Raw genomic sequence first — 21,170 nt, forward strand, 5'->3', positions numbered from 1 at the left:
ACTACTCTCTTACTCAGTCGACCTCTATGAGTGGCTCGTCGAATCCTTTGGCTCCTGAACGTGACGGCAGAATCTTGACGTGAAGGCCGGCGGCCTCAACGATGAGTCGCCCCTGGAGGTGTCGAGCCCACACCAGGCGGCTGCAACATCTTCTGATTCCACGACGTCGAGGCCAGTGCTCGACGAGGGGGCAGTGGAGCAAGCAGCTCATTGATCTAGTTCAGCCTGCTCCGCAGTCGCGCCGACTGCTCTCGTACAGCTCCGGCGTCGAGCACTGCATCGGCGAAGAGCACCGCGAGACCGTCGAAACGGGTCTGGACCGCCAGACGTTCTGCCCTGAGCGCGCTGCCCAAGTCTCGGACCTCGTCGGTGTATTCGGCCTCGCATTCCCGGGCCGCTTCCGGGCCAGTGCCTCCTTCTCTGCCCCGATGAGGGCGGCGGTGTCTTCACGCGGCGGACCGTAGGAAGACGATGCGCATTGCGTCGTGGGCTGCCCGATCAGCGCGGCGGTCGGGAGACTCCAGAGACGTACGCGCCGATGCCGCGGCGCTGGATCCGTCCGCCGGGGATGATCGTCGCGTTCGGCGGCGGGGTGGGCATCTTCCTCTTCGCGCGCACGCTCTGGTCACCGCCGATGAGGTGCCGGTTGTCGATCAGCGCCTCGCAGTCGGCCCGCAAGCCAGCGGGGAGACGAGAGGCGTCGAGACCATCGCGCTTGGCGATGAGGGTGCCGAGTTCGTGCCGGCTCAGGGCGTCGGCCCCGCCGAGGTGATGGATGCCAGTTGCGTCGCTCGCCGCCAGTTCCAGGAGGGCGGCGGCCAGGTTGTCGACGTGGACCGGGCAGCGGATGTCGTCGGTGAACAGAGTGCCATCAACAGTGCCGGAAGCGAGTTGATGCACGAGCTGTTCGTGTTCGGAACGTCCGTGGCCGATGATCAGCGACGGGTGGGCGATGACGGCCCTCGGGTGCACGGCAGGAATCCCAGTCTCCGCCGAGGCTTTGGCTGCGCCATACGGGGTGATGGGGTCCCGGAGGGCGCACTCGTCGTAGTGGACTGCGGTACCGGAGAACACGGCGTCGGTGGACACGTGGCCACCGGAAACCGGGTACCGACCGGTACTACGTCTACACCTACTCGGCCAAGAAGGCCCTGCGGGCCATCATGCCCAAGGTCAAGACGCTGTGCCGGGAGGTCGGCACGAACTAGCCGCTCGATGCCCTGTTGCTCCGGCTCAACCCGGCGGTGCGGGGCTGGTGCGCCTACTTCCGGCCCGGGGTGTCTTACGCGACCTTCTCCTACCTGCGCCACTACCTGTGGCACACGGTGTGGCGATGGGTGCAGCACAAGCACCCCAAGACGAGCCTGAGGAAGATCTACCGGCAGTACTGCGGCCGTAGATCATGGTGGACCGGGGAAACCCGGGAGTTGTTCGACCCGATCACGGTAGGCACCACTCGCTACTGCTACCGGGGCATGGCGATTCCCACTCCCTGGCACGCCACGGGATGAGGACAACCACCACGTGGCCCTCGGGGTTTGTGGAGAGCCGGGTGCGGTGCCAAGTCGAATGCCCGGTTCGGGAAGCGGCTCCGGGGAAACGGGCCGGTCGAAAGACCGGAACCGCGCCCCGGGACGACTTCACCAAGAGCCATCCGGTGTTCCTGACGGAGAGGGGGCCGGGGTTTTCCCCGGGGTACGAACCCTGGAGTGGCCCCAGTCCGTTACACCTTCCGCCGGTCTGCTGTCGCGCACTGCGCCCCGATGCGCTGACGCCGGTGGACCCGGCGTATCGCGCACCGGACCCACCGTCATGTGGTGTGAGGACGAGTTACTCATGTGCCGACGAGCAAGGTGGTCACGAGGGTTCGATGCAGAACTGTCGGGCACCGCGCAGCGTGGTCCGCAGGATCCGCTGGGTCGCCTGGCCGTTGAGGCGTACGTCGAGGGCTCCGGGAAGGGTGCCGTCAGCCCGCAGACCCGTGGGCAGACGGGAGGCGTCGAGACCGTCACGCCTTGCGATGAGGATGCCGAGCTCGTGACGGCTCAGGGCGTCGGGCCCTGCGAGATGGTGGATGCCGGACGCATCGCTCGATGCCAGTTCCAGGAGGGCGGCGGCCAGGTCGGCGACGTGCACTGGGCAGCGGATGTCGTCGGTGAACAGGGCGTCGTCGCAGGCGCCGGAGGCGAGTTTGTGCACGATGTGCTCGTGTACGGAACGCCCGTGACCGATGATCAGCGACGTGCGGGCGACAACGGCCTTCGGATGCACGGCGAGGACCCCGGTCTCTGCCGCAGCCTTGGCTGCACCGTACGGGGTGACGGGGTCAGGGAGGCAGGACTCGTCGTAGTGGACTTGGGCGCCGGAGAAAACCGCGTCGCTGGACACGTGAACCATGCGGGTTTCGTACCTCGCCGCAACCATCGCGAGCTGGATGGGGCCTTGTGCCGTGATCGCCCAGTCGGCCCGGCCGCTCGATACGTTGAGGACGAGGTGCGGGCTCACCTCAGCCATGACGGCGTCCAGGCTTCCCGCGTCCCGCAGGTCAAGTGGGTACCACGCGGCTGGGGAGGCGTCGCCCGGCTTGGTCGCGTACGTGGCGACCGTCGTGTGCCCCGCCGTTCTCGCCTGCCGGACCAGCTCGGCCCCCAGAAAGCCGCTGCCGCCGACGATCAGAACTGTCATGCACGCCACCGTAGACCGGTGCCCACGACGAAGGCGGTCCCCCCGCGGAGTTCGGGAGACCGCCTTCGTCGTCAGCATGCCGGGTCTGGCCTCGGCGACTACGTCTGGAGCTGCCAGACGTAGCGGACGTCCGGTTCATTCTCATCGTTGCGCGTGCCGTCAGTCCACTCGACGGCGATGAAGTCGTGCCGTTCGTAGAACCGCCGCGCCGATTCGTTGACCTGGAACGTCCACAGTGTCAGCCCGTCTGGATGCCGTTGCTTGGCCAGGGACATGAACCGATCGCCGATGCTTCGCCCGCGCCACACTGGATCGAAGTAGAGCTGTTTCAGCTCCCCGCCGTTGAGCACCATGACCCCCACCACGCCGTTCTCCGTGACCGCCACCCAGGTCTCGTACTGCGGCACGAGCACGCGCGAGAATCCAGTCCCGTACTTCGACTTCGTCGTGCGCACAGCGCACGGTCGGCAGTGCGGTGGCGAAGGAGCGCAGCCACACATCGGCCGCGGCACGCGCGTCGGCGTCGTTGGCTCGACGGAGAAGAATATCGTTGGTCATAGCGCGGGACGTCTGGCCTTTCAGGGGTTGATGGCGACTTGCGGGCACCACCGCCCGGGCCCCTTCTACTTCCCGGGGCGTCCGAGCTGGTGGACGGTCCAACCCGTCGCGCGCCAGGGCTCGGGGTCGAGGGTGGTACGGCAGTCGACGAGCAGGGGGTTGGCCGGGCGGTCCACCAGGGCGTGGGGGTTGGCCTGCTGGTACTCCGGCCACTCGGTGGCCAGGACGACGATGTCGGCGCCGTCGAGGGAGCCGGCCAGGTCGTCGGTGTAGTCCAGCTCTGGGTTGCGGACCATCGCCGTGGGCACGGCCTGCGGATCGTGAATGGTGACGGTGGCGCCGGCCTGCTGAAGGGCCTGGGACAGGGCGAGGGCTGGGGATTCACGTACGTCGTTGGTGCCGGGCTTGAACGCGGCGCCCCACACGGTGATCCGGGAGCTCTTGATAGGGCGGTCGCCCAGGGCGCGGGTGATGAGGCCCAGGGCCACGGTGGTGCGGCTCTCGTTGATCTCCTCGGCGGCGCGGAGGAGGGCCGCGGCCTGTTCGGCGCCGAGCTGCCGGGCGGAGGCGGTGAAGGCGCGGACGTCCTTGGGGAGGCAGCCGCCGCCGTACCCGATGCCGGGCCGCATGCCGCCGCTGCCAATTCGGGGGTCGATGCCGAGGATGTCCACGATCTGGGAGACGTCGCCGCCCGCGGCCTCGCACATGTCGGCGACGGCGTTGATGTAGCTGATCTTCAAGCCGAGGAAGGTGTTCGCGGCGCCTTTGGCCAACTCGGCGGTCTGCGGGTCGCAGACGAACAGCGGAATGCCCGCGTCCAGGATGCCGGCGTACACCGCGCGGATCGCCTTCTCGCCCTCCGCGGTCGAGACACCGGCGATGAGCCGGTCCGGGCGGAGGGTGTCCTCGACGGCGTGGCCTTCGCGCAGGAACTCCGGGTTCCATACGACGTCGACCTGGTCTCCAACGGGGGCCAGGCGCTGAGCAAGGGCGGTGACCTGGATGGTGGTGCCGACGGTGACGGTGGACTTCCCGACGATCGTGCACGCCTTGTCGAGGTGGGGGGCGAGCTGCCGGATCGCGCCGAAGACCTGTGCGGTGTCGTAGGAGCGGCCGTCGGCGTCGATGGGGGTGCCGACGCCGATGAAGTGCAGCTCGGCGAAGTCGGCGGCCTCGCGGATGTCGGTGGTGAAGCGCAGACGTCCGCTCTGGGTGTGGCGGGCGAGCAGTTCCGGCAGGCCGATCTCGTAAATGGGGCATTCGCCGGCGTTGAGTCGATCGACCTTGGCCTGGTCGACGTCCACGCCGATGACCTCGTGGCCGAGTTCAGCCATCGCCGCAGCGTGCGGGATGCCGAGGTGACCGCAGCCGATCACAGAAACACGCATTGCAGGTCGTCCTTGTCTAGTCGGGGGCACACCAACTTCGGTGTGCCCCCTGACGCTATCGGTTGGCGAGTAGGACCCAAGTCGGGTCGCTCGTAGGTTCGTTGGAGTGTTCGAGTCGGTGGTACGGGGCGATCGGGACACCGGCCTCGGTGGCGGCCGAGGGTTCAGCCCACGACCTGCAGCGCGCCGGACAGGGCGGTGATCAGGAACTCGATGTCGTCGTCCGTCGACGTCAGCGGGGGCGCGACGACGAGCCCTTCGCTCTTGGGCTCTCCGGCTCCGGTGAACGGGTAGAAGAACACCCCGCGTTCCTCCGCGGCCTTCATCACGGGCCAGAGCTGTCCCGGGGTGACCTCCACCCCGTAGAGGAAGCCCCGGCCGCGCACGTCCTGCACTGGTCCGACGCCGTTCAGCGACGTCATGGCCTCCGCGAGGCGTTCGCCGCGCGCTGCGAAGGCGGTGAAGTCCATCTCCTCCAGCTCGTCGAGGACGCCCAGGCACGCGGCCGCCATGAGGGGATGGGTGGCCATGGTGCCCATCGCGGGCAGCGGGTCGGCGTCCTCGTGCCGGATCCACCGGGCCATCTCAGGGGACACCAGCACCGCGCCGACGCTCGTGTATCCGGCGCCCAGCCCCTTGGACAGGATCACGATGTCGGGCTCGCAACCGTCCCAGTGGTGGCTGGCGAGCGGTGTCCCCGTGCGCCACATCCCGGTCAGCACCTCGTCGTGGATCACGAGGACGTCCCGCTCCTGGCAGACCTCCGAGACCCGCTGGAGGTAGCCGTCGGGCGGCACGAAGGCTCCGCCCGTGGTTCCGTTGATGGGCTCGATCAGCACAGCGGCGACGTTCTCGGCACCGCGGCGATCGATCTCCCTCGCGATCTCGTCGGCGCACGAGGCGTCACAGCCGCGGCCCTCGTGGGCATGCGTCGGCGGGTAGGGCGCCGGGAAGCCCGGACCGAGGCCGAGCGCGTCCTCCGGGCGCGGCCTGCGGGCGTGGTTACCTGCGAGCGCGAGGGTCATCGCCGACATCCCGTGGTAGCTCAACGTCGACGTCAGGATGTCCCCGCGCAGCTTGCCGTCACGCACCCGGGTGATGTTCCGCGCCAGGCCCACGGCCACCTCGACGCCGAGCGTCCCGCACGTGGTCAGCGCCACGGAGTCGTCCGGGCGGCCCACTGCGCGGCACAGACGATCCATCAGCTCCATCTGGATGTGGGGCTGGACGACAGCGGCGCCGCCGAAGGAGTAGCGGAAGAACTGCTTGTCGATCCGGACATGGACCTTGGGGCTGCTCTGACCCACGTTGGTGCAGAGCAGTCCACTCGATCCGTCGAAGATCCGGGTGCCGCCGACACAGTGAAGCCAGGGTCCATTCGACCCCACGACCTCGAAGTCCGGCATGGGCCGGGATGACGTCAGCAGCCGCCCACGGCTCTGCGCGTACGAGTCCACTCTGGGGAGTCCCTTCTCGGGTGTGCTCACGGGGAGCGGGGCCGCGCACGAGTGCCGTGCGCGGCCCCGGGGAACCGTGCCGGTCAGACAGCGGCCTGGGCGGGGACGGGCGTGTTCATGCCGAGCTGGCGGCACAGCTCGACGAGCGTCGGGATGGCCTCGGCCTTCACGATCACGTCGCCGTCCTGCGGGCCCTCCAGCGGGTAGGGCATGTACTCGCCAAACTCCTCCAGGCCCTCGGTGTCGACGAAGAAGACCTTCATGCCGCGCTCGCGAGCCCGCTTCGCGACCGACCGCCGGTCGGCGTGCAGGCCGATGATCAGGAGTGCCTTCGCCTCGGGGTGGAACGGCGCGGGCGGGATCTTCTGGTCGTAGCGGCGCACGAAGTGCTCCTGGAGCCCGGCCCGCGCGGCGAGCAGGTCGAAGTTGTGCTGGAGCACGGGGCCGACGAAGTGCCCGGCGTCGTGCAGGGCCTTGAGCGCATGGTGCGCGGCCGTCGGCTCGGCGAGGAAGCTCTTGCGGAACATCGTGACCAGCTCGTCCGCCTTCGCCGTGGCGTCGAGCAGCATCTCCCGTACGAGGGTGTCCTTCGGCGGGCTCAGGACGAACGGGTGCGTCTGCTTCATGACGTTGTCGGTCCGCTCGGTGACCCGGTACGCCTGGTGCAGGAAGTGCAGCGGCGGCACCCCGGCCTCGACGCTGGTGCCGCAGCCGATCTCAACCTGGAACGGCAGGTACTCCGACAGCTCGCTCAGGTCGTCGGCGTAGGTCGGGTTGCCGCGTTCGTCCTTGATGCGGATGCCGCCTGCCAGGACGTTCCACGGCATCTGTCGCACAGTGCGCGTCACCTCGAAGTCCTCGGAGACGAACACGACGTCGAGCGAGCAGAACCCGGCCGGCGTTGCCCGCGAGGCCCGCTCGTCCTGCGGGTGGCTGTCGTACGAGATGACGTTGACGCGCAGGTCGCCCTTCGACCACAGGGTGTCGTCGATCTGCCGCCAGCCGCCCTCGGTGAGCCAGGAGCGCACGTTGTCGCGGTACTCGTCGATCTCGGCTTTCGGGGCGAGAACCGACGTGTACAGGTACAGCTCCGCGAGGACGAGGCGCGGCACGGGGTACGTGTAGTCGAGGTCGTACCGGTAGCGGTAGTGCACGATGCGGCGGCGGCCGTTCTCGTCCTCGGACCAGCCGGACTGCACGGCGTTCGCCGGGTCCTGCGTCCTGCGCCAGATACCCTCTTCGATCGCCCGGGGCCGCTCGTGTCCGGCGCCGGCGAAGTGCTTCTCCCAGGTTGCTACCTGGGCGTCGTCGAGCTGTTCGATCACGGGATGGGGAAGGAACATCTCGTCCTCCTAGTGAGCGGCGATGGGATAGCGCGTGCTTCCCGGCCAGGCGCGGCTGCTGAATCAGCGCGGGGAGAGGCTGTCGGATGTGCGGTGCCTGACCGCACCCGGCCGGGAAGGTGGAGCCCACCCCTCGTCCTGCGCCATGTAGCGGGCAGGTCGTGCCCAGCAGCAGGCCGGGGGCGCGCTCACCAGCACACAGCGCCCAGCACGGCCGCGGCAGAGGGGACCGGAGAGAACGTTGAGAATTTCGCGGCGAGAGCGAGAAAAGCCGAGAATTCGCGCCCCACACAGGAGATCTGACGTAGCGTCCGGGCGTGATGCCCCTCCGCGACGCGACGTCGGCGGACGCCGGGTCGGCGCCCGCGCCCCCCTCGAACCAGGTCCTGGCCGCCGCCCTCCGGGCAGCCCGGTGGACACCCCGTGATCTCGTCCGGGCCCTCAACCCCCGCCTGGAAGCCGCCGGCCAGCCCACCTTGCACCTGACAGCCGGCCGGGCCTGGCTCAACGGCACCAGGCCCCGCTCCGCGACTGTGCGCCGGCTCGCGGCCACCGTCCTCACCGAGGCCACCGGCGAACCCTTCAAGGCCGCGGACCTCTGGGGAGAGCCCGACGCGGGCGGCGCGACGGCCGAGAAGACCGCCACCGACGACCTCGTCGGCCGCCGCTCGGTCGCCGACGTCCTGGCCACCGCCACCGCGTGGACCGCCACCGACCCGCAAGAGCAGGCCATCCTCCACCCGGCAGGCGACAGCCAGCTCCTGAGCGCCGTCTGGGACGCCACCCGGCAAAGCCCGCTGCGCACCGCCGCACCGGGCACCCAGGAGCAGGTCCTGCCCGCGTTCGTCGACGTCCTCGAAGGCCACCTCGGCCGCCTGCGGCGGCTGGACGACACCGCCGGAGGCGGAGCCCTGTCCCAGCGGTACGTGCGCATCGAACTCGCCGGCGTCCTCGACCTGGTCCGCAGCAGCAGCTACACCACCGACGTCGGCACCCGCCTCCTCGCCACCGCCAGCGGCATGGCCCAGCTCAGTGGGTGGATGGCCTTCGACGCCGACCTCCACGCGGCCGCCCAGCGCTACCAGCTCCTCGCGATCCGCCTCGCCCGCGCCGCCGGCGACACCACCACGGTCGCCAACGTCTTAGGCATGCTGGCCTACCAGCACGCCGCGACCAGCAAGCCCGCCGCCGCCCTGCGCTACGCCGAAGCCGCCGTCGACCACACCGCCCGCAGCAGCCCCGTCGTCCGCGCCCGCGCCTGGGGCCGCATGGCCACCGCCCACGCCGCCGCCGGCGACATCAGCGCCTTCCGGGACGCCACCGACCGCTGCCGGACCCTCCTGGAACACCGCCGCGACGACGACCCTCCCTCCCTGTACTACTTCACCCCCGAACAGGTCTCCGCCGAGGCCGGCCACGCCCTCGTCGAACTCGCCGCCACCAACTCCGCCCACACCAGACGCCTGCTCGCCGAAGCGACCACGCTCCTGTCCCCCCTCACCGACCACGGCCCCACCAGCGGATTCCCCCGCTCCGCCCTCCTCCACGGCATCCACCTCGCGCACGCCCACCTCCTCGCCCGCGACCCCGAAGCCACCGCAGCCACCCTCCTGCAACTCGCCGACCGGGTACCCGACGTGCAGTCCATCCGCTGCCGCAACCTCCTGCGCCGGATCCGCCGCTCCGCCGGCGCCCGCATGCGCGCACGGGACGGCGCCCGTGCGCTCACCGCCGTCGACAGGGCACTATCGGCTTCATGACCTCCGTGCCCACCGCCCCCGACGCCCCAGCCGCGATATGCCCGACGCCCTCCATGACCGCCGCACCCTACGACCACCCGGACGCCCGCCGCCTGACCCAGGCCCTACGCGCCGAACAGCTCGGCCTGTACGGCTTCGCCGACGACCCGGACACCACCCCCGAGGCGGACTTCGACCCGCCCCACGGCCTGTTCCTCATCGCCCACCTCGGCGAAGAGGCGGTCGGGTGCGGAGGCGTACGCCTCCTCGACGAGCACACTGCAGAGATCAAACGGATGTACGTCTCCGGTGACGCCCGCGGCCACGGAATCGGCCGGTACCTCCTCGAACACCTCGAACGGCACGCTGCCAGCCGCGGCGCAACGCGGGTCATGCTGGAGACCGGACGGCGCAACACCGCCGCCCTGGCCCTCTACCACCGCACCGGTTACCGGCCCTGCCCCTCCTACGTCGCCGGACGCGACCACCGAGTCAACCGGGCCATGACCAAGCCCCTCGGCAGCAGCTCACCGCGATAGCCGGAGGACCGCCCCGTCCGGCGCCGGCCTCCTGCCAAGGAGGGTGAAGTACTCCGTCGCGATGATCGACTCCCGTTCTGCTGCGGGAAGCCGGGACAGGATTCCGGGAAGGGGCCGCTCCCGCGCCGCTTCGCTGCGGTGCGCCAAGATCGCGGCCAACTTCCGGTCCATGCAGTCGCTCACGTCGACCGTCTCGGTGACGTGCTCGTCCGGCACGCTGAGCGCCGCCTTGCCGACCCGCGTCAACAGCACACTCAGTTCGCCCACCCCCGAATCCGGGTGCGTCGCGGCGTACAACGCATCGGGCTGCCACGGAGCCCCGGCCTGCGGGTAGAGGTGTTCCAGGCCCGCGGCGTGGAACGCCAACAAGGTCGCCTGGTGGGTGCGGCGGTGGTCCGGGTGGCCGGTCAGTTGGCCGTAGGCGTCGTGGGTGACGACTTCCCTGATGCTTGAGTGAGTTCAAGCGTCAGGAAGGACCGTAGTTGAGTACGTGGCAAGTAGTGCGGGTACCGGATGCAGGCCGGTGGGGGACACTCCCTGCTGAGGGGGTTCTGGGGGTACGGGAGCTGCCGGAGGCGGTGGCCCGGATCGGGCTCAAGCCGGGTGACCCGGTGTTCGTGAGGCCCGACGGAATGGTCGATGCGGGGCTTCTGGATTTCGTCCGTTCGAACGAATTCCGGAGTATGCAGCGTGAGTCGAAACGGAACTACTCGACGGATATCCGTCTGTTGCTTGTTTTCCTGTCCTCGCGGGATGTCGAGTGGTGGGAGGCGACGCAGCAGGATCTGGATGATTTCCGGGACTGGCGGTGTGAGGCACAGGAGAACCCAGAGCGGATCAGCGGGACGAAGTGGGACCGGGAGGCGGCGGCGTTCACCAAGCTGTTCCGGTGGGGGAAGGTGCGTCCGCTGCCGGTGGACGTGTCGCGGCGGGAGGACCGGGCGGCGGACTCGGTCAGCTCGCGGGTGTCGTGGCTGACGCCGCGAACGTGGGGCCTGTGGTCGGACATCGGCCTGCGCGGCCACGCGCGCGGCGGCCTCCCGGCGCCGGGGTGGGACTCGCGGACGGAGCTACGGAACACGGGATTCGTCCAACTGCTGCTCTCTTCGGCTCTCCGAAGGCAGGAAGGTGGGTCGCTGCTGACGTTCGAGCTGCCTACCCAGCGGCTACAGCACGGCCGTTACTGCCACGGCCGGATCGCGGGGGCGGTGACGCGGTCGAAAAACAGCCGGGTGTTCTACGCCTCGGTGGATGCAGTCGGCCAGGTTGAGGCGTACGTGCAGTCTGAGCGAGCCTGGGCCATCCAGCGAGCCCAGGCCGAGGGTCGCTATGAGCGGCTGCCGGTGATGCTGCTGATCACGCGGGTGACCGGCGGGTTGAAGCCGAAGGTCGAATGGGCCGACCGGAATGGGGCCATCGGTGAGCGGGAACTGAGCCGGCTCGGCTGGCGAGAGAGGCAGTCGTTGTTCCTGGAGGGACCGGAGGGGCCGGAGCCGGCCTATCTGTGGCTGACTGAGCAGGGCCTGCCGATGCCGCCCGATCGGTGGAACGGGGTGTTCAGGACGGCGAACCTGCGTTGCGAGAGGGTCCTGCTCACCGAGAAGGAACGGAAGATCAACCGAGACTTCCGGCTGGCGGACGTCCGAGGCAAGAGCCCGTACGTAACCCCGCACTCGGCCCGGCATTCAGCGGCGCTCTATCTGCTGATCGTGCTGAACCAGCTGGTGGAGACCCGCTACGGGCTGTCGAAGACGGAGAGGCGGGATTTCGCGTTGTTGTTCGGTGACCCGTGGTGGCTGGTGAAGACGATCCTTGGGCACGCGGACGTGGAGACGACGAAGCGGCACTATCTCGCGCCGGTCGCTCACCTGCAGCTGGAGTCGATCCTTGCCATGGCCGACAGCGCCGATGGTCAGAACGAGCATGTCGAGGATGTGGACGGCGTCTTCGCGCGACTCGCCCGAGAGACGTCCGGGATCCAGGACATCGACGTCCTCCTCGGCGAGGTGGCCTCGTGACAGGGCGGGGACGTGAAGCCGTCCTGCCCCCGGCAGGTCACCGGGCCGAAGCCCCGCTGGCCCCGGACGGTCTGGTGGTGACGGTCACCAACAAGGCCGGCTACAAAAAGGAGTTCGACTTCGTCGAGTTGTCAGTGGCCGTGCCGATACAGCGCTCACTGGCCAAGGTGTTCGCAGACCGGTCTCGCGGTTGGACCAGCCACAGCACTGCCCGAAGCAGCTGGATAAAGCTGGGATATTTCGCCGATTTCCTCTCGGGGTTGGACAGTCCACCGGACGATCTGGACGCTCTGACCGTCGCCATCATGCAGAGCTGGCGTGATGGGCGCATCAGTACCAACTCCGGGAAGGGGACGCTGAGAGAGGTCCGGAATCTGTTGCAGGCGGACCCCCGACTGGCTGGTGGGCCGGTGGCGGAGGAACTGGCCCGCAGGATCCCCGGGCCGACGCCGAACAAGCAGTCCTATGAGGAGAGTGAGCGGGAACGGGTGGTGCAGGCCGCTCAACGCCAGTTCCGGTCGGCCTGGCTTCGGATCAGTGACAACACGCGCCTGCTGAACGTATGGCGGGCGGGCGGCTTCACGGAAGGCAGCCGCGAGTGGAGGATCGGGAAGATCCTCGACCAGCTCGCACGCACCGGTGATGTCCCTCGCACTCTCCACCCGGGCGGACACAGCAGCGTGACGAACCACGGGCTGCTGGGCGGCAAGGGGGAGAGAAGGCATGGGGTCGGCTGTTCCTGACCCGCGGGGAGCTCACCGCGCTGGCCGTGCTGCTGACCGACCGGTTCGGCTGGAACCTGTCCGTCTATGACCGCATGCCGGCGCCGACGACGGCACCATCGGCGGGCGAGATGGTGTCGGTGACCTATCAGGTCCAGGTCGAAAAGCGCAGATCGGGAGGGGGACGGTGGTTCTCCACCGAGAACATCACCGATTCAGGGGCCAGCTCCCCTGGGCGCCTGATCACCCACGCTCTGGAAGCCACTGCTCACGGACGCGCTCTGGCCAGTCGTCTGACACCCGGGACTGATCTGCTGATGACCGCTCGCTCCTACCTGCTCAAGCAGGAGCACCTGGACCTGGACCGACCCGCCCCGGTGGGTCCCCTGTCCTTCGGTGTCTCCGAGTCGACGGTCCAGTGGTGGGCCCGCGGTCATGGGCTGGCCGGGTCGCCCTTTCAGCGGGCCCGACGGACAACGGTGACGGAGGAGGGCCGTCCCCTGCAGCACAGCCAGGGCACCCACGAGAGCGTCTACGTCCTGCCCGACCAGCGCGTACAGCGCGCTTCGCGCGAGGTGTTCGAAGCTGGCGCGCTCGAGGCCCTGGAACAGGCCCAGGCTGCTGTTTTCGGCGGGCAGATCACAGACAGTCCGGACCGAGAGCACCAGGAGACAGCGACCGCAGACTGCGAGGACGAGGAGTCCAGCCCCTGGCCGGCTCCCGGGGGCGACTGCGGAGCGGACTTTCTGCTCTGCCTGGCCTGCCCCAATTCCCTATAGGGTCAGCGTGTTGAAGCGCTACAGGAGAGGCGTCGGGTGTCGGAGTGGCGGGTGTTCCGAGTAGGTCGGGACTGGCTGACGCGGTCGGGTTCACCAGGAGTCGAGTTGGCGGAATGGGAGATGCAGGAGGGGGATGCGGTATTCGTGGGGCCGGATTTCCGGATAGATCCGCTGCTGTGCCGATTCGGTCAGTCCTCCGTCTTCCGGGGATATGAGTGGGAGACCCAGCGGAATTACTCAACCGACATTGCCCTGCTGCTGACGTTCCTGTCCGCGCGGGGCCGGCACTGGACAGATGCGCGCGAGAAGGACCTGAAAGATTACGGGACCTGGCGGCTGGACGCGCCGGCGAATCCGGCCCGGGTGGGTACCGCGAAGTGGAACCGGGAGCTGGCGGCGTTCACGGCCCTGTACAAGTGGGCCAGGGACCAGGGGTATGTGTCGGCGAGGCCGGTGACGATGCGCCAGGTCACCGACAGCCGGGGTGGCACGCGGGAGGTCCCGGACGGGCTGAAGAAGCCGGCGGCCTCGGACATGCACTGGCTGACGCCGCGCACGTGGCGGCTGTGGACGGACATCGGTCTGCGCGGCCACACCCGGGACGGGGAGGTGGAGCCGGGCTGGCTGGGGCGGCTGGAGGACCGCAACACGGCGTTCGTGCGGCTGGAGGTGTCCTCGGGGTTGCGGCGCCAGGAGGGCGGTTCGCTGCTGACGTTCGAGGTCCCGGGCACGCGGCTGGGCAAGAGCCGGTACTGCCGGGGGCGGGTGTCGGGGGCGGTGACCCGGTCAAAGGCCTCGCGGACGTTCTACTGCTCGACGGAGGCGGTGCGGGACATCGAGTCGTACGTGGAGTCCTCGCGGGCCTGGGCGGTGCGCAAGGCCCAGGCGCGGGGCCGCTACGACCAGCTGGCGGACATGCGGCTGGTCACCGAGGTCACCCCGGGGCTCAGGCGCAAGGTCCGGTGGAGGGACCGGGACGGCGTCCTGTTCGAGCGGCCGCTGGACTCTCTGACCTGGCAGGAGCGGGCGACGCTGTTCACCGAGGGCGCCGACGGTCCGGAGCCATTGTGGCTGTGGCTGAACGAGGCCGGGCTGCCGTTCCAGCCGCACTCCTGGGAGGCGGTGTTCCGCACCGCGAACCAGCGCTGCCGGGCAGTGTTGGAGCCGCCGGCTGATCAGCGGCGAGACCCGCACAGGGTCTACTCGCCCTACGCCACCGTGCACGGAGCGCGTCATAGCATGGCGCTGTTCATGCTGGTGGTGCTGAACTCACTGCTGGACCGGCGCTTTGGGCTGAGCCCGAAGGAACGCCGGGACTTCGCCCTGCTCTACGGCGACCCGTGGCACCTGGTGCAGGGGCTGCTGGGGCACGCAACGCGGCAGATCACGGTCGAGACGTATCTCGCGCCGGTGCGGCACCTGCAGCTGGAGGCCCTGCTGGCGGAGGCCGATGAGCCCATGGCGGCGCCGCTGCCGGATCTGGACGGGCTGTTCACGAGGGTGGCCCGGGAGGCGGACGGCATCCAGGACATCGACACCCGGCTGACGCCCCGCCAGGCGGGGGCCGCGTCGTGACCACGACGGACACCGAGGAGAGGAACGGCAAGAGCGAAGGCCGCGGCAGGGGCAGGAAGGCGGTCCTGCCGCCGGCCGACTACAGCGCCCCGCAGGTCCTGGACCCGCTGACCGGCCTGGTGGTGCGCCACCGTGACCGCGACGGCCATGTGCGGGACTACGACTTCTCCACGCTGCCGGCGGCCAAACCGATGCAGCGATCCCTGGCCGCCCTGTTCGCCGCCCGCACCCACGGCTGGGGCTCCCACGAAACCTCCAGAGGGGGCTTCCGATACCTGCATGCGTTCGCGACGTTCACCTCGCAGCGCGCCCGGCCACCAGGGGATCTGAACGAACTCACCGCCGCCGCGGTGAAAGCCTGGTGGGAACAGCAGAAGCACACCTCCGGCGGCCGCGAGGTATTCCGAAGCGTCGTCAGCCTGCTACGCGATGATCCCCGCCTGCGGACGGGGCCGGTGTTCGAAGAGCTCACCCGCCGCGTCCCGGACCTGCCGAGCAAGGTGGAGTCCTACGCGCCTGCGGAGTTCGACCGGATCCGGTTGGAGGCCCGGCGCGTGTTCCGGGCCGCGCTGCTGCGGATCGAGGAGAATACCGACCATTTGGAATCCTGGCAGAGCGGCGCCTTCGTGCCCGGCACTCCGGCCTGGGCCCTGGGTGAGGCCCTGGACTTGATAGCCCGCACCGGCGAACTCCCCAGCTACAAGAGCGGGGAAGTGAAGATCCACTACCGGCGCGCGGTGGGCGGACGCTCCGCCGAGATGACGTGGAAGCGGCTGTTCCTGGACCGGATGGAGGCGACGGCCCTGGGAGTACTGCTGATGGCCGAGTTCGGCTGGAACCTCTCGGTGATCAACGTGATGCCGACACCGAAGGCCGCCCCCGACTCCGGCTCCAACGGCCGGCCCACGTACCGGATCCCGGTCCGCAAGCACAAGGGCGGCCGATCCGAGACCGAGAATGCCACCGATGCCGGTGCCGACTCCCCAGGCCGTCTGATCACCCAGGCTCTGCAAGCCACCCGTTTCGCCCGCGCTCTGGCCCACGATCTCGCCCCTGGCACCGACCGTCTGGTGGCTTGGCGCGCCCACTGCCCGCAGCGGGCAATCGAGAACCCCGCGCGACGCACCGCCGTGGGCCCCATCCGCTTGGGCCTCAACGACGCGGACGCGGCCGGGTGGAGGAAGCGAACGGGCACGGGCTCGCCGTTCCAGCGCGGACGGCGGACGGTCGTGGTGGACCGCGGGGAACCGTCCCAGCACACCCGCGACACCCACGAACGTCGATACGTACTGCCTGACCAGCGCGTCCAGCGGCAGGCGGCCCCCATCGTCGCCGCCGGTGCGGCAGCCGCGCTGGAACACGCCCGAAAGACAGTCAGCCTGGCAGCCCAGCTCAGCGATCAGCGCGACCCCGGACATCATGAGACCGCCACCACCGACTGCTCCGACACCGACCAAGGTCCAGCGCCGCTACCGGACGGGGGCTGCGGAGCGTCCTATCTCACATGCTTAGGCTGCGAGAGCGCGCGAATTCACGCTGATCACCACCCGCGTCTGGTCCAGTTGCACCAGGCCCTCGCCAACGCCCGCTCAGTCCTGCCCGTCTCTGTCTGGGTCCGGGACTGGAACGATGCCCACGCCCGCCTGGAGGATCTGAGAGGCAAGGTCGGGGCCGGGGCCTGGGCCAGAGCTCGGGGTCGGATCACCGCCGCCGACCGGGAGATCGTTGACGACCTGCTGAGTGGAGACCTCAACCCGTGACCACCATCTTCGCAACCGAGGCCGACCCCTATCTGTTGCCGCTGCCCGAACCGACCACCCCGGTCATCCCCGACCATCTGGTCATCGCCCGCCACGCGCACCTCAACAGCCGTTTCGGCGACATGGTGTGGTCGCTGGCCCCGCTCATCGACAACCCCAGCACATATCTGTTCAAGATCGACTGGGAGTCCTGCGTGGAGTGCTTCCGCGAGCCGCTGCGGCTGATCGCGTGGACGTTCCTGAGCGGGCAACTGCGCAACAGCTTCGTGCGCGAGCGCGCGGCCAGGATGCGGACCCGTATCGCCCCCGATTCGGCGCAGAGAAGCGTGCGGGCGTGGATGCTGATGGCGCACTGGCTGGAGGAGCGGGGCATCGGCACGCTGGCCGCTTGCGACCGGGAGGTGCTGCACGAGTACGGGCTGCACCTGCGCAACGCTGGCAGCGGCCGCGCTGACGTGCGCAAGCAGCTGCTGGCGGTCACGCGATTGTGGGCGTTCGACCAGCTCACCGCCCGGCCCGCCGGGATTGCACGCCCCCCGTGGGATGAAGGCGGCGTGGACGACTATCTGCCCGCCGCGACCTCGACCAGCGGGGAGAACGCGCGAGAGGTGCTGGCCGAGGAGACGATGGGCCCGCTGCTGATCTGGGCGATCCGCTTCGTCGAGGACCTGGCCGACGACATCCTCACCGCCCACGCCGAAGCCCGCCGCCTGCACCAGGCTGCCCATAGCCAGCAGTCGACCCCCGCCGGTCGGCTTGCTCTCAATGCCTACCTGACCCAGCGGGTCGCCGGCGGCGCCCCGCTGCCCGCGACCGTCCAGAACGGCAAGCCCGCCCTGCCCCGCGCTTACGTCGCGGCCATGACCGGCGCTTCTCTGCGGCAGGTCGCTCACGCCAGCACCAAGCTGAACCTGGCGGCGCTCGTGACGGCCAACCCGTGCCTGTGTCCGCTGGATGTGCCGGTCACCGGCCGGATCAACGGGCGCCCCTGGCGCGAGGTGATCGACTACACCGAGGCCGAGACCCTGCTCAAGCACCTGGTCACGGCCGCGTTCATAGTCTGCTCGTACTTGACAGGCGCCCGTCCTCAGGAGGTTCTCGGCCTGCGCGCGGGCTGCTGTCCCGACCCGGAGCCGGGACCTGACGGCCAGTCGGACCGCCACGTTCTCCGTGTCCGCCCCGAGGACGTCGCCCCCGGCCTGGACGAGGAAGACGCCGAGGACGCGGAAGAGCCGCACCTGCTGATCCGCGGTCACCACTACAAGACCGCCACCGATCCCGACACTGGCCACTACCTGCCCGGCGGCGCTGAACGGGCCGTCCCGTGGGTCGCCATCACGCCCGTCGTCAACGCCATCCGCGTACTGGAGTGTTTCGTCCCCGACGGCGAGCTGTTGTTCGCCGCGGCCATCCACGACCCCACCCACGCCCGCCACCGCACCGGATCACTGGGGAACTACGCGATCGCCGTCCGGCTCGAGGACTTCGTGACCTGGGTCAACAACGAAGCCGAGGCCCTGGGGCTGCCGGGTGAGGTCATCGCGCCCGATCCCCACGGCAGGATCGGGACCGCCCGGTTCAGGAGGACGCTCATCCGGACGACGAGTCCCTCCTGGCCGGCGGTGTCCTCGCACAGCACGCCGCCGCGGGCGCCGCGACCGCCGTGGTCACCGCGACCTGGGCTCCCGACAGCCACCGGGCAGGTGAACTCGCCGACGCCCTGGACATCCTGGGGGCGGGCCGGCCCCGAATGCTGGGATTCGCCGACGCCCGCATCCCCGACTCCGCACCCGGCCGACCCCGGCTCTGCGACGCCCCGCTGGAGGAGGTGGCGGGGCTGATCGTCGAACACATCCGCGCCGTACGGCCGAAGGTCGTCGTCTTCCCTGTCAAGTTCTTGTGTTCAGCTTTTTAGGGTGCGCGAAGGGCCCCGAGACGAGGCGAGGCCGCCGCAGCGTGATGGCTGCGGCGGCCTCGTAGTTGAGGAGCTCAGGTGGTTGGTGGACGGAATGGGATGACGTTGTCAGCGGCCGGGGCGGGCGGCAATGGGATGTCCGCCCTTTGGGTGAGAACAGCGCTGGCGAGGGTGAGACGGGTGACCTGTTGGCGGAGTTCTTCGATCTCCGCATTCTGGTTCTTGACCGTCTTTCTGAGTTGAGTGACGGTTTCCCGGAGCCGTTTCTCGGATTCGGGGATCTGCGAGGTTTCTTTTCGGACGCGTTCGTAGAACTCGTTCTTCAGATCGATATGCCGCTTCATGAGGGCCATGCGGTGCACGTCGGCCTCGGCGGCGAGAGCGACGACGGTGAGGCTGCCGTTGGAGGCGGTGGCCTGTCCGGCCAGGAGTCGGTCCATGGCCTCGCGGATGCGGGTTCGCTCGTCGTCGTGCTGTGGTTGCTGGCTCATGTCAGGGCCTTCGCCGATTGGGCGATGGTGTCGTGGGTGTCAGCCATGGTGCGGAACCGGTTGGCGCTCGCCTTGAGTCGTCGGCTGACCGGGCCGGGCGCCGAGGCGGCGAGCTGGTCGAGTTCGTCGGCTCGTTCGCGTAGAAGGCGGGCGTGGGTGTCGGTGCGGACGGTGTTGCCGCAGCCGGGTCGGCAGTCGTATTGCCTTGGGGCTGTCGCGTCTGGGTCGGGTTCGCAGAGTGCGTTGTCTCGTTTGAACGCGCAGATCAGCATTGCGCCGGGGTTGTCGAAAAGGACGATGCCGTCCCGGGCAAGGAATGAGGCTGCTTTCTTCGCGAACTTCGCGGGGACGATCCGTCCTTCGAACTTTGGCGTGTGGGCAGCGGCGGTGAGGGCTCGGCGGGCGGCTGGGCCTGAGATCTTCTCCCCTGCCGCGGCCTGATCGCGGAGACGGGCTGCAGTGTTGGCAGCGGCGAGGGCGGTCTCGACGTCGAGGACGCCATGGATGCCACCGCGGCTGCGGGAGCCGTAGCCGCTGGACGTTCGAGCGTCCAGCACGGTCCTCATGTGGCCGTACTGGATCGCGAGCGCGATCAGCCCGCCTGGACGGCGCGCGATATGCCAGGCCAGCGTCCGACGGAAGTAGCTGGTCTTGAGCTTGAAGGGCCGGCCCGCACTGTCCGCGATGATGTCGCTGCGGCCGCGGTCTGCGCAGAGCTGGTTCACGAACGCCACGAGGTCGTTGAGGTGTGCGTTGGTCGCTCTATTTCCCTCCACCTCGTTCGATGACTTCTTGGCGCCGTTGCCGTGAAGGAGTCCCGTGAAGAGGTAGTCGCAGGTCTTCGGCTGGAGCTTCTCGAGCATCTCGACTGCGCGGACGACAGTTGCGCAGACCGTCCAAGTCGCTGGGACGCCCTCCACCTCGTCTTCCCCTTTGAACGCGAGGCTGCTGAGTTTCCAGCGGTAGGGACGGCCGTCTTCGTCGTATTTGATCTCGATGCAGTCGCGTTTGATGTGTTTGACCTCGCTTTCTCTCATGCCACTGAGGAAGGCGATCACCACGTAGCAAGAAGCGTGGAGAATGCGGCTGAGCCGGGCCAGGCTGTTCGCTGACTCGTGGTTGGTGGCGATCGAGTCAACCCACGGCTCCCCGTCCAGACGGCCTTGGACGCTTCCGTCGAGGAATGCGCCCTCGGTCACGCCGACGACAGCGGCGGCGGCCGCGAGGGCAGCGTGATGGGGCCGGACGGCGTCGTGACGGCAACCGAGAAGGCGGCTGAAGTGGGTCAGGCTGGGCTGTCCGCGCCAGCCGGGCAACGGGCGGCCGGCGGCGACGTATTCATCGAGGATCGCCTGCAGGCTTGGTCCGACAGCGCTTCGCTCCAGGTAACGGCCAACGCGTTTCTCACGGCTTGCTCGCCATTCCCGGTCGGCTTCGAGGATGTCGGGGGCGAAGTCGTCAATGAACCGCAGTGCCCAGACCAACAAGGGCCCCAGGACTTCCTCGGGCAGTCGGTCGGTCTTGTTCTCGCCCCGCCCTGTGCTGGACGACTCCCTCCATCCGTCGAGGTGGAGCGGTTCGAACCGCAGGGCGTGTTCACCCATCTGCAGACGCCAACGCCAGAGCAGCCGTACTCCGCCTCGGGAGGACTCGCGCTGAGAGCGATTGTTCGGGAAGCGGGCCAGGAGGTGCTTGCCGTAGTCCTCGAGATCGCTCGAGGACAGGACGGACAGTTCGTTCCGCTCCGGTGGCCACCGTTTGTCGAGCCACATCAAGAACCGTCGCATCTCGGTGAACATGCCTCGGATGGTGGCGATGGTTGGGGATGGTTCACCATCCGGCGGCTTCAGCGAGAGCAAGGCGTAGAACAGCTGCTTGACCGCCGGCCGAAATCGTTGGGGCAGAGACAGAGAGTTCAAGATCATCGAGTACTCGTGGATCTTGAGTCGCGCGGGCGCCAGGTGCCAGACGTCGTGGCTGTAGCGGGAGGTGTCCTCCAGCCGGGCTCCTGGCCGCAGCGGGCGGCCGTGTGTAGATAGTCACTCAACATGCTGACGAACGGGCAGTGTTGTGCCATTGGTGATGTTGATGAGGAAGAGTTCACAAGAAGGTAATTGATCTTCTGGGTGCTGGGCGGCACCGTGATCATGTCCTGAACATGATCACGGCCCTCCCGCTCGTTTGGCGGCGTCCGGGAGGGC

Annotated in this window: 15 protein-coding genes and 3 pseudogenes; 9 read left to right on the top strand and 9 right to left on the bottom strand. The window is 68.8% G+C overall.

Going from position 1 to position 21,170, the window contains the following annotated elements; translation table 11 throughout:
- Window positions 1–666: 666 nt before the first annotated feature.
- A pseudogene (locus OIU81_RS38870) lies at window positions 667–1,095 on the bottom strand (sugar nucleotide-binding protein); the annotation flags it as partial.
- 128 nt (window positions 1,096–1,223) lie between these two features.
- Between OIU81_RS38870 and OIU81_RS38875 the strand changes: the two are divergent.
- Window positions 1,224–1,511 carry a group II intron maturase-specific domain-containing protein gene (locus OIU81_RS38875; protein WP_329143163.1) on the top strand — a complete coding sequence of 96 codons (288 nt, stop codon included), beginning with the start codon at window positions 1,224–1,226 and terminating at the stop codon, window positions 1,509–1,511.
- 346 nt (window positions 1,512–1,857) lie between these two features.
- On the opposite strand, the gene OIU81_RS38880 is transcribed toward OIU81_RS38875, so the two are convergent.
- The 5 genes and pseudogenes from OIU81_RS38880 to OIU81_RS38900 all read right to left on the bottom strand — a co-directional run bounded on the left by OIU81_RS38880 (window position 1,858) and on the right by OIU81_RS38900 (window position 7,431).
- Window positions 1,858–2,685, bottom strand: coding sequence for an SDR family oxidoreductase (locus OIU81_RS38880; RefSeq protein WP_329143161.1), 828 nt, complete (start codon window positions 2,683–2,685; stop codon window positions 1,858–1,860).
- A 98-nt stretch (window positions 2,686–2,783) separates the two neighbouring features.
- Window positions 2,784–3,243: pseudogene (locus OIU81_RS38885) on the bottom strand (GNAT family N-acetyltransferase).
- A 65-nt stretch (window positions 3,244–3,308) separates the two neighbouring features.
- Window positions 3,309–4,631, bottom strand: a complete 1,323-nt coding sequence (locus tag OIU81_RS38890; RefSeq protein WP_329143159.1) for a UDP-glucose dehydrogenase family protein — start codon at window positions 4,629–4,631, stop codon at window positions 3,309–3,311.
- Window positions 4,632–4,795: 164 nt separating this feature from the next.
- Window positions 4,796–6,118: a class-III pyridoxal-phosphate-dependent aminotransferase gene (locus tag OIU81_RS38895; protein ID WP_329143157.1), complete on the bottom strand. Its 1,323-nt coding sequence runs from the start codon at window positions 6,116–6,118 to the stop codon at window positions 4,796–4,798.
- Between the two features lie 53 nt (window positions 6,119–6,171).
- Window positions 6,172–7,431 carry a hypothetical protein gene (locus OIU81_RS38900; RefSeq protein ID WP_329143155.1) on the bottom strand — a complete coding sequence of 420 codons (1,260 nt, stop codon included), beginning with the start codon at window positions 7,429–7,431 and terminating at the stop codon, window positions 6,172–6,174.
- A 320-nt stretch (window positions 7,432–7,751) separates the two neighbouring features.
- On the opposite strand from OIU81_RS38900, the gene OIU81_RS38905 reads away from it, so the two are divergent.
- Both OIU81_RS38905 and OIU81_RS38910 read left to right on the top strand, forming a co-directional pair.
- On the top strand, window positions 7,752–9,191 hold the full coding sequence (locus OIU81_RS38905; protein WP_329154846.1) for a hypothetical protein: 1,440 nt from the start codon (window positions 7,752–7,754) through the stop codon (window positions 9,189–9,191).
- Window positions 9,188–9,709, top strand: coding sequence for a GNAT family N-acetyltransferase (locus tag OIU81_RS38910; RefSeq protein WP_329143153.1), 522 nt, complete (start codon window positions 9,188–9,190; stop codon window positions 9,707–9,709). Before OIU81_RS38905 ends, OIU81_RS38910 begins: the two co-directional genes overlap by 4 nt.
- Here the strand turns inward: OIU81_RS38910 and OIU81_RS38915 are convergent.
- Complete coding sequence (locus OIU81_RS38915) at window positions 9,698–10,075, bottom strand: hypothetical protein (protein WP_329143152.1); 378 nt, start codon at window positions 10,073–10,075, stop codon at window positions 9,698–9,700. The two genes, OIU81_RS38910 and OIU81_RS38915, sit on opposite strands and share 12 nt — an antisense overlap.
- Window positions 10,076–10,191: 116 nt before the next feature.
- Here OIU81_RS38915 and OIU81_RS38920 point away from each other — a divergent pair, with 116 nt between their 5' ends.
- From OIU81_RS38920 to OIU81_RS38945, 6 genes and pseudogenes are all read left to right on the top strand, one after another.
- Complete coding sequence (locus OIU81_RS38920; protein ID WP_329143150.1) at window positions 10,192–11,727, top strand: integrase; 1,536 nt, start codon at window positions 10,192–10,194, stop codon at window positions 11,725–11,727.
- A gap of 77 nt (window positions 11,728–11,804) precedes the next feature.
- Complete coding sequence (locus OIU81_RS38925) at window positions 11,805–12,470, top strand: hypothetical protein (protein ID WP_329143148.1); 666 nt, start codon at window positions 11,805–11,807, stop codon at window positions 12,468–12,470.
- Window positions 12,471–12,496: 26 nt separating this feature from the next.
- Entirely contained in the window at window positions 12,497–13,228 is a 732-nt protein-coding gene (locus tag OIU81_RS38930; protein WP_329143146.1) for a hypothetical protein, read from the top strand.
- Between the two features lie 105 nt (window positions 13,229–13,333).
- Entirely contained in the window at window positions 13,334–14,803 is a 1,470-nt protein-coding gene (locus OIU81_RS38935) for a site-specific integrase (RefSeq protein ID WP_329143144.1), read from the top strand.
- A complete protein-coding gene (locus tag OIU81_RS38940) occupies window positions 14,800–16,563 on the top strand; it encodes a hypothetical protein (RefSeq protein WP_329143142.1) in 1,764 nt (587 codons plus the stop codon). The genes OIU81_RS38935 and OIU81_RS38940 overlap by 4 nt, the downstream gene beginning before the upstream one ends.
- A gap of 1,612 nt (window positions 16,564–18,175) precedes the next feature.
- Window positions 18,176–18,445, top strand: a pseudogene (locus OIU81_RS38945) (PIG-L deacetylase family protein); the annotation flags it as partial.
- A gap of 107 nt (window positions 18,446–18,552) precedes the next feature.
- Here the strand turns inward: OIU81_RS38945 and OIU81_RS38950 are convergent.
- Both OIU81_RS38950 and OIU81_RS38955 read right to left on the bottom strand, forming a co-directional pair.
- The gene (locus OIU81_RS38950) at window positions 18,553–18,969 is read right to left on the bottom strand and encodes a hypothetical protein (protein WP_329143140.1); all 417 of its coding nucleotides are present in this window, start codon (window positions 18,967–18,969) and stop codon (window positions 18,553–18,555) included.
- Complete coding sequence (locus OIU81_RS38955; RefSeq protein ID WP_329143138.1) at window positions 18,966–20,768, bottom strand: integrase; 1,803 nt, start codon at window positions 20,766–20,768, stop codon at window positions 18,966–18,968. The genes OIU81_RS38950 and OIU81_RS38955 overlap by 4 nt, the downstream gene beginning before the upstream one ends.
- Window positions 20,769–21,170: the final 402 nt, after the last annotated feature.

It is taken from the genome of Streptomyces sp. NBC_01454 (genome assembly GCF_036227565.1).
GTDB lineage: Bacteria > Actinomycetota > Actinomycetes > Streptomycetales > Streptomycetaceae > Streptomyces.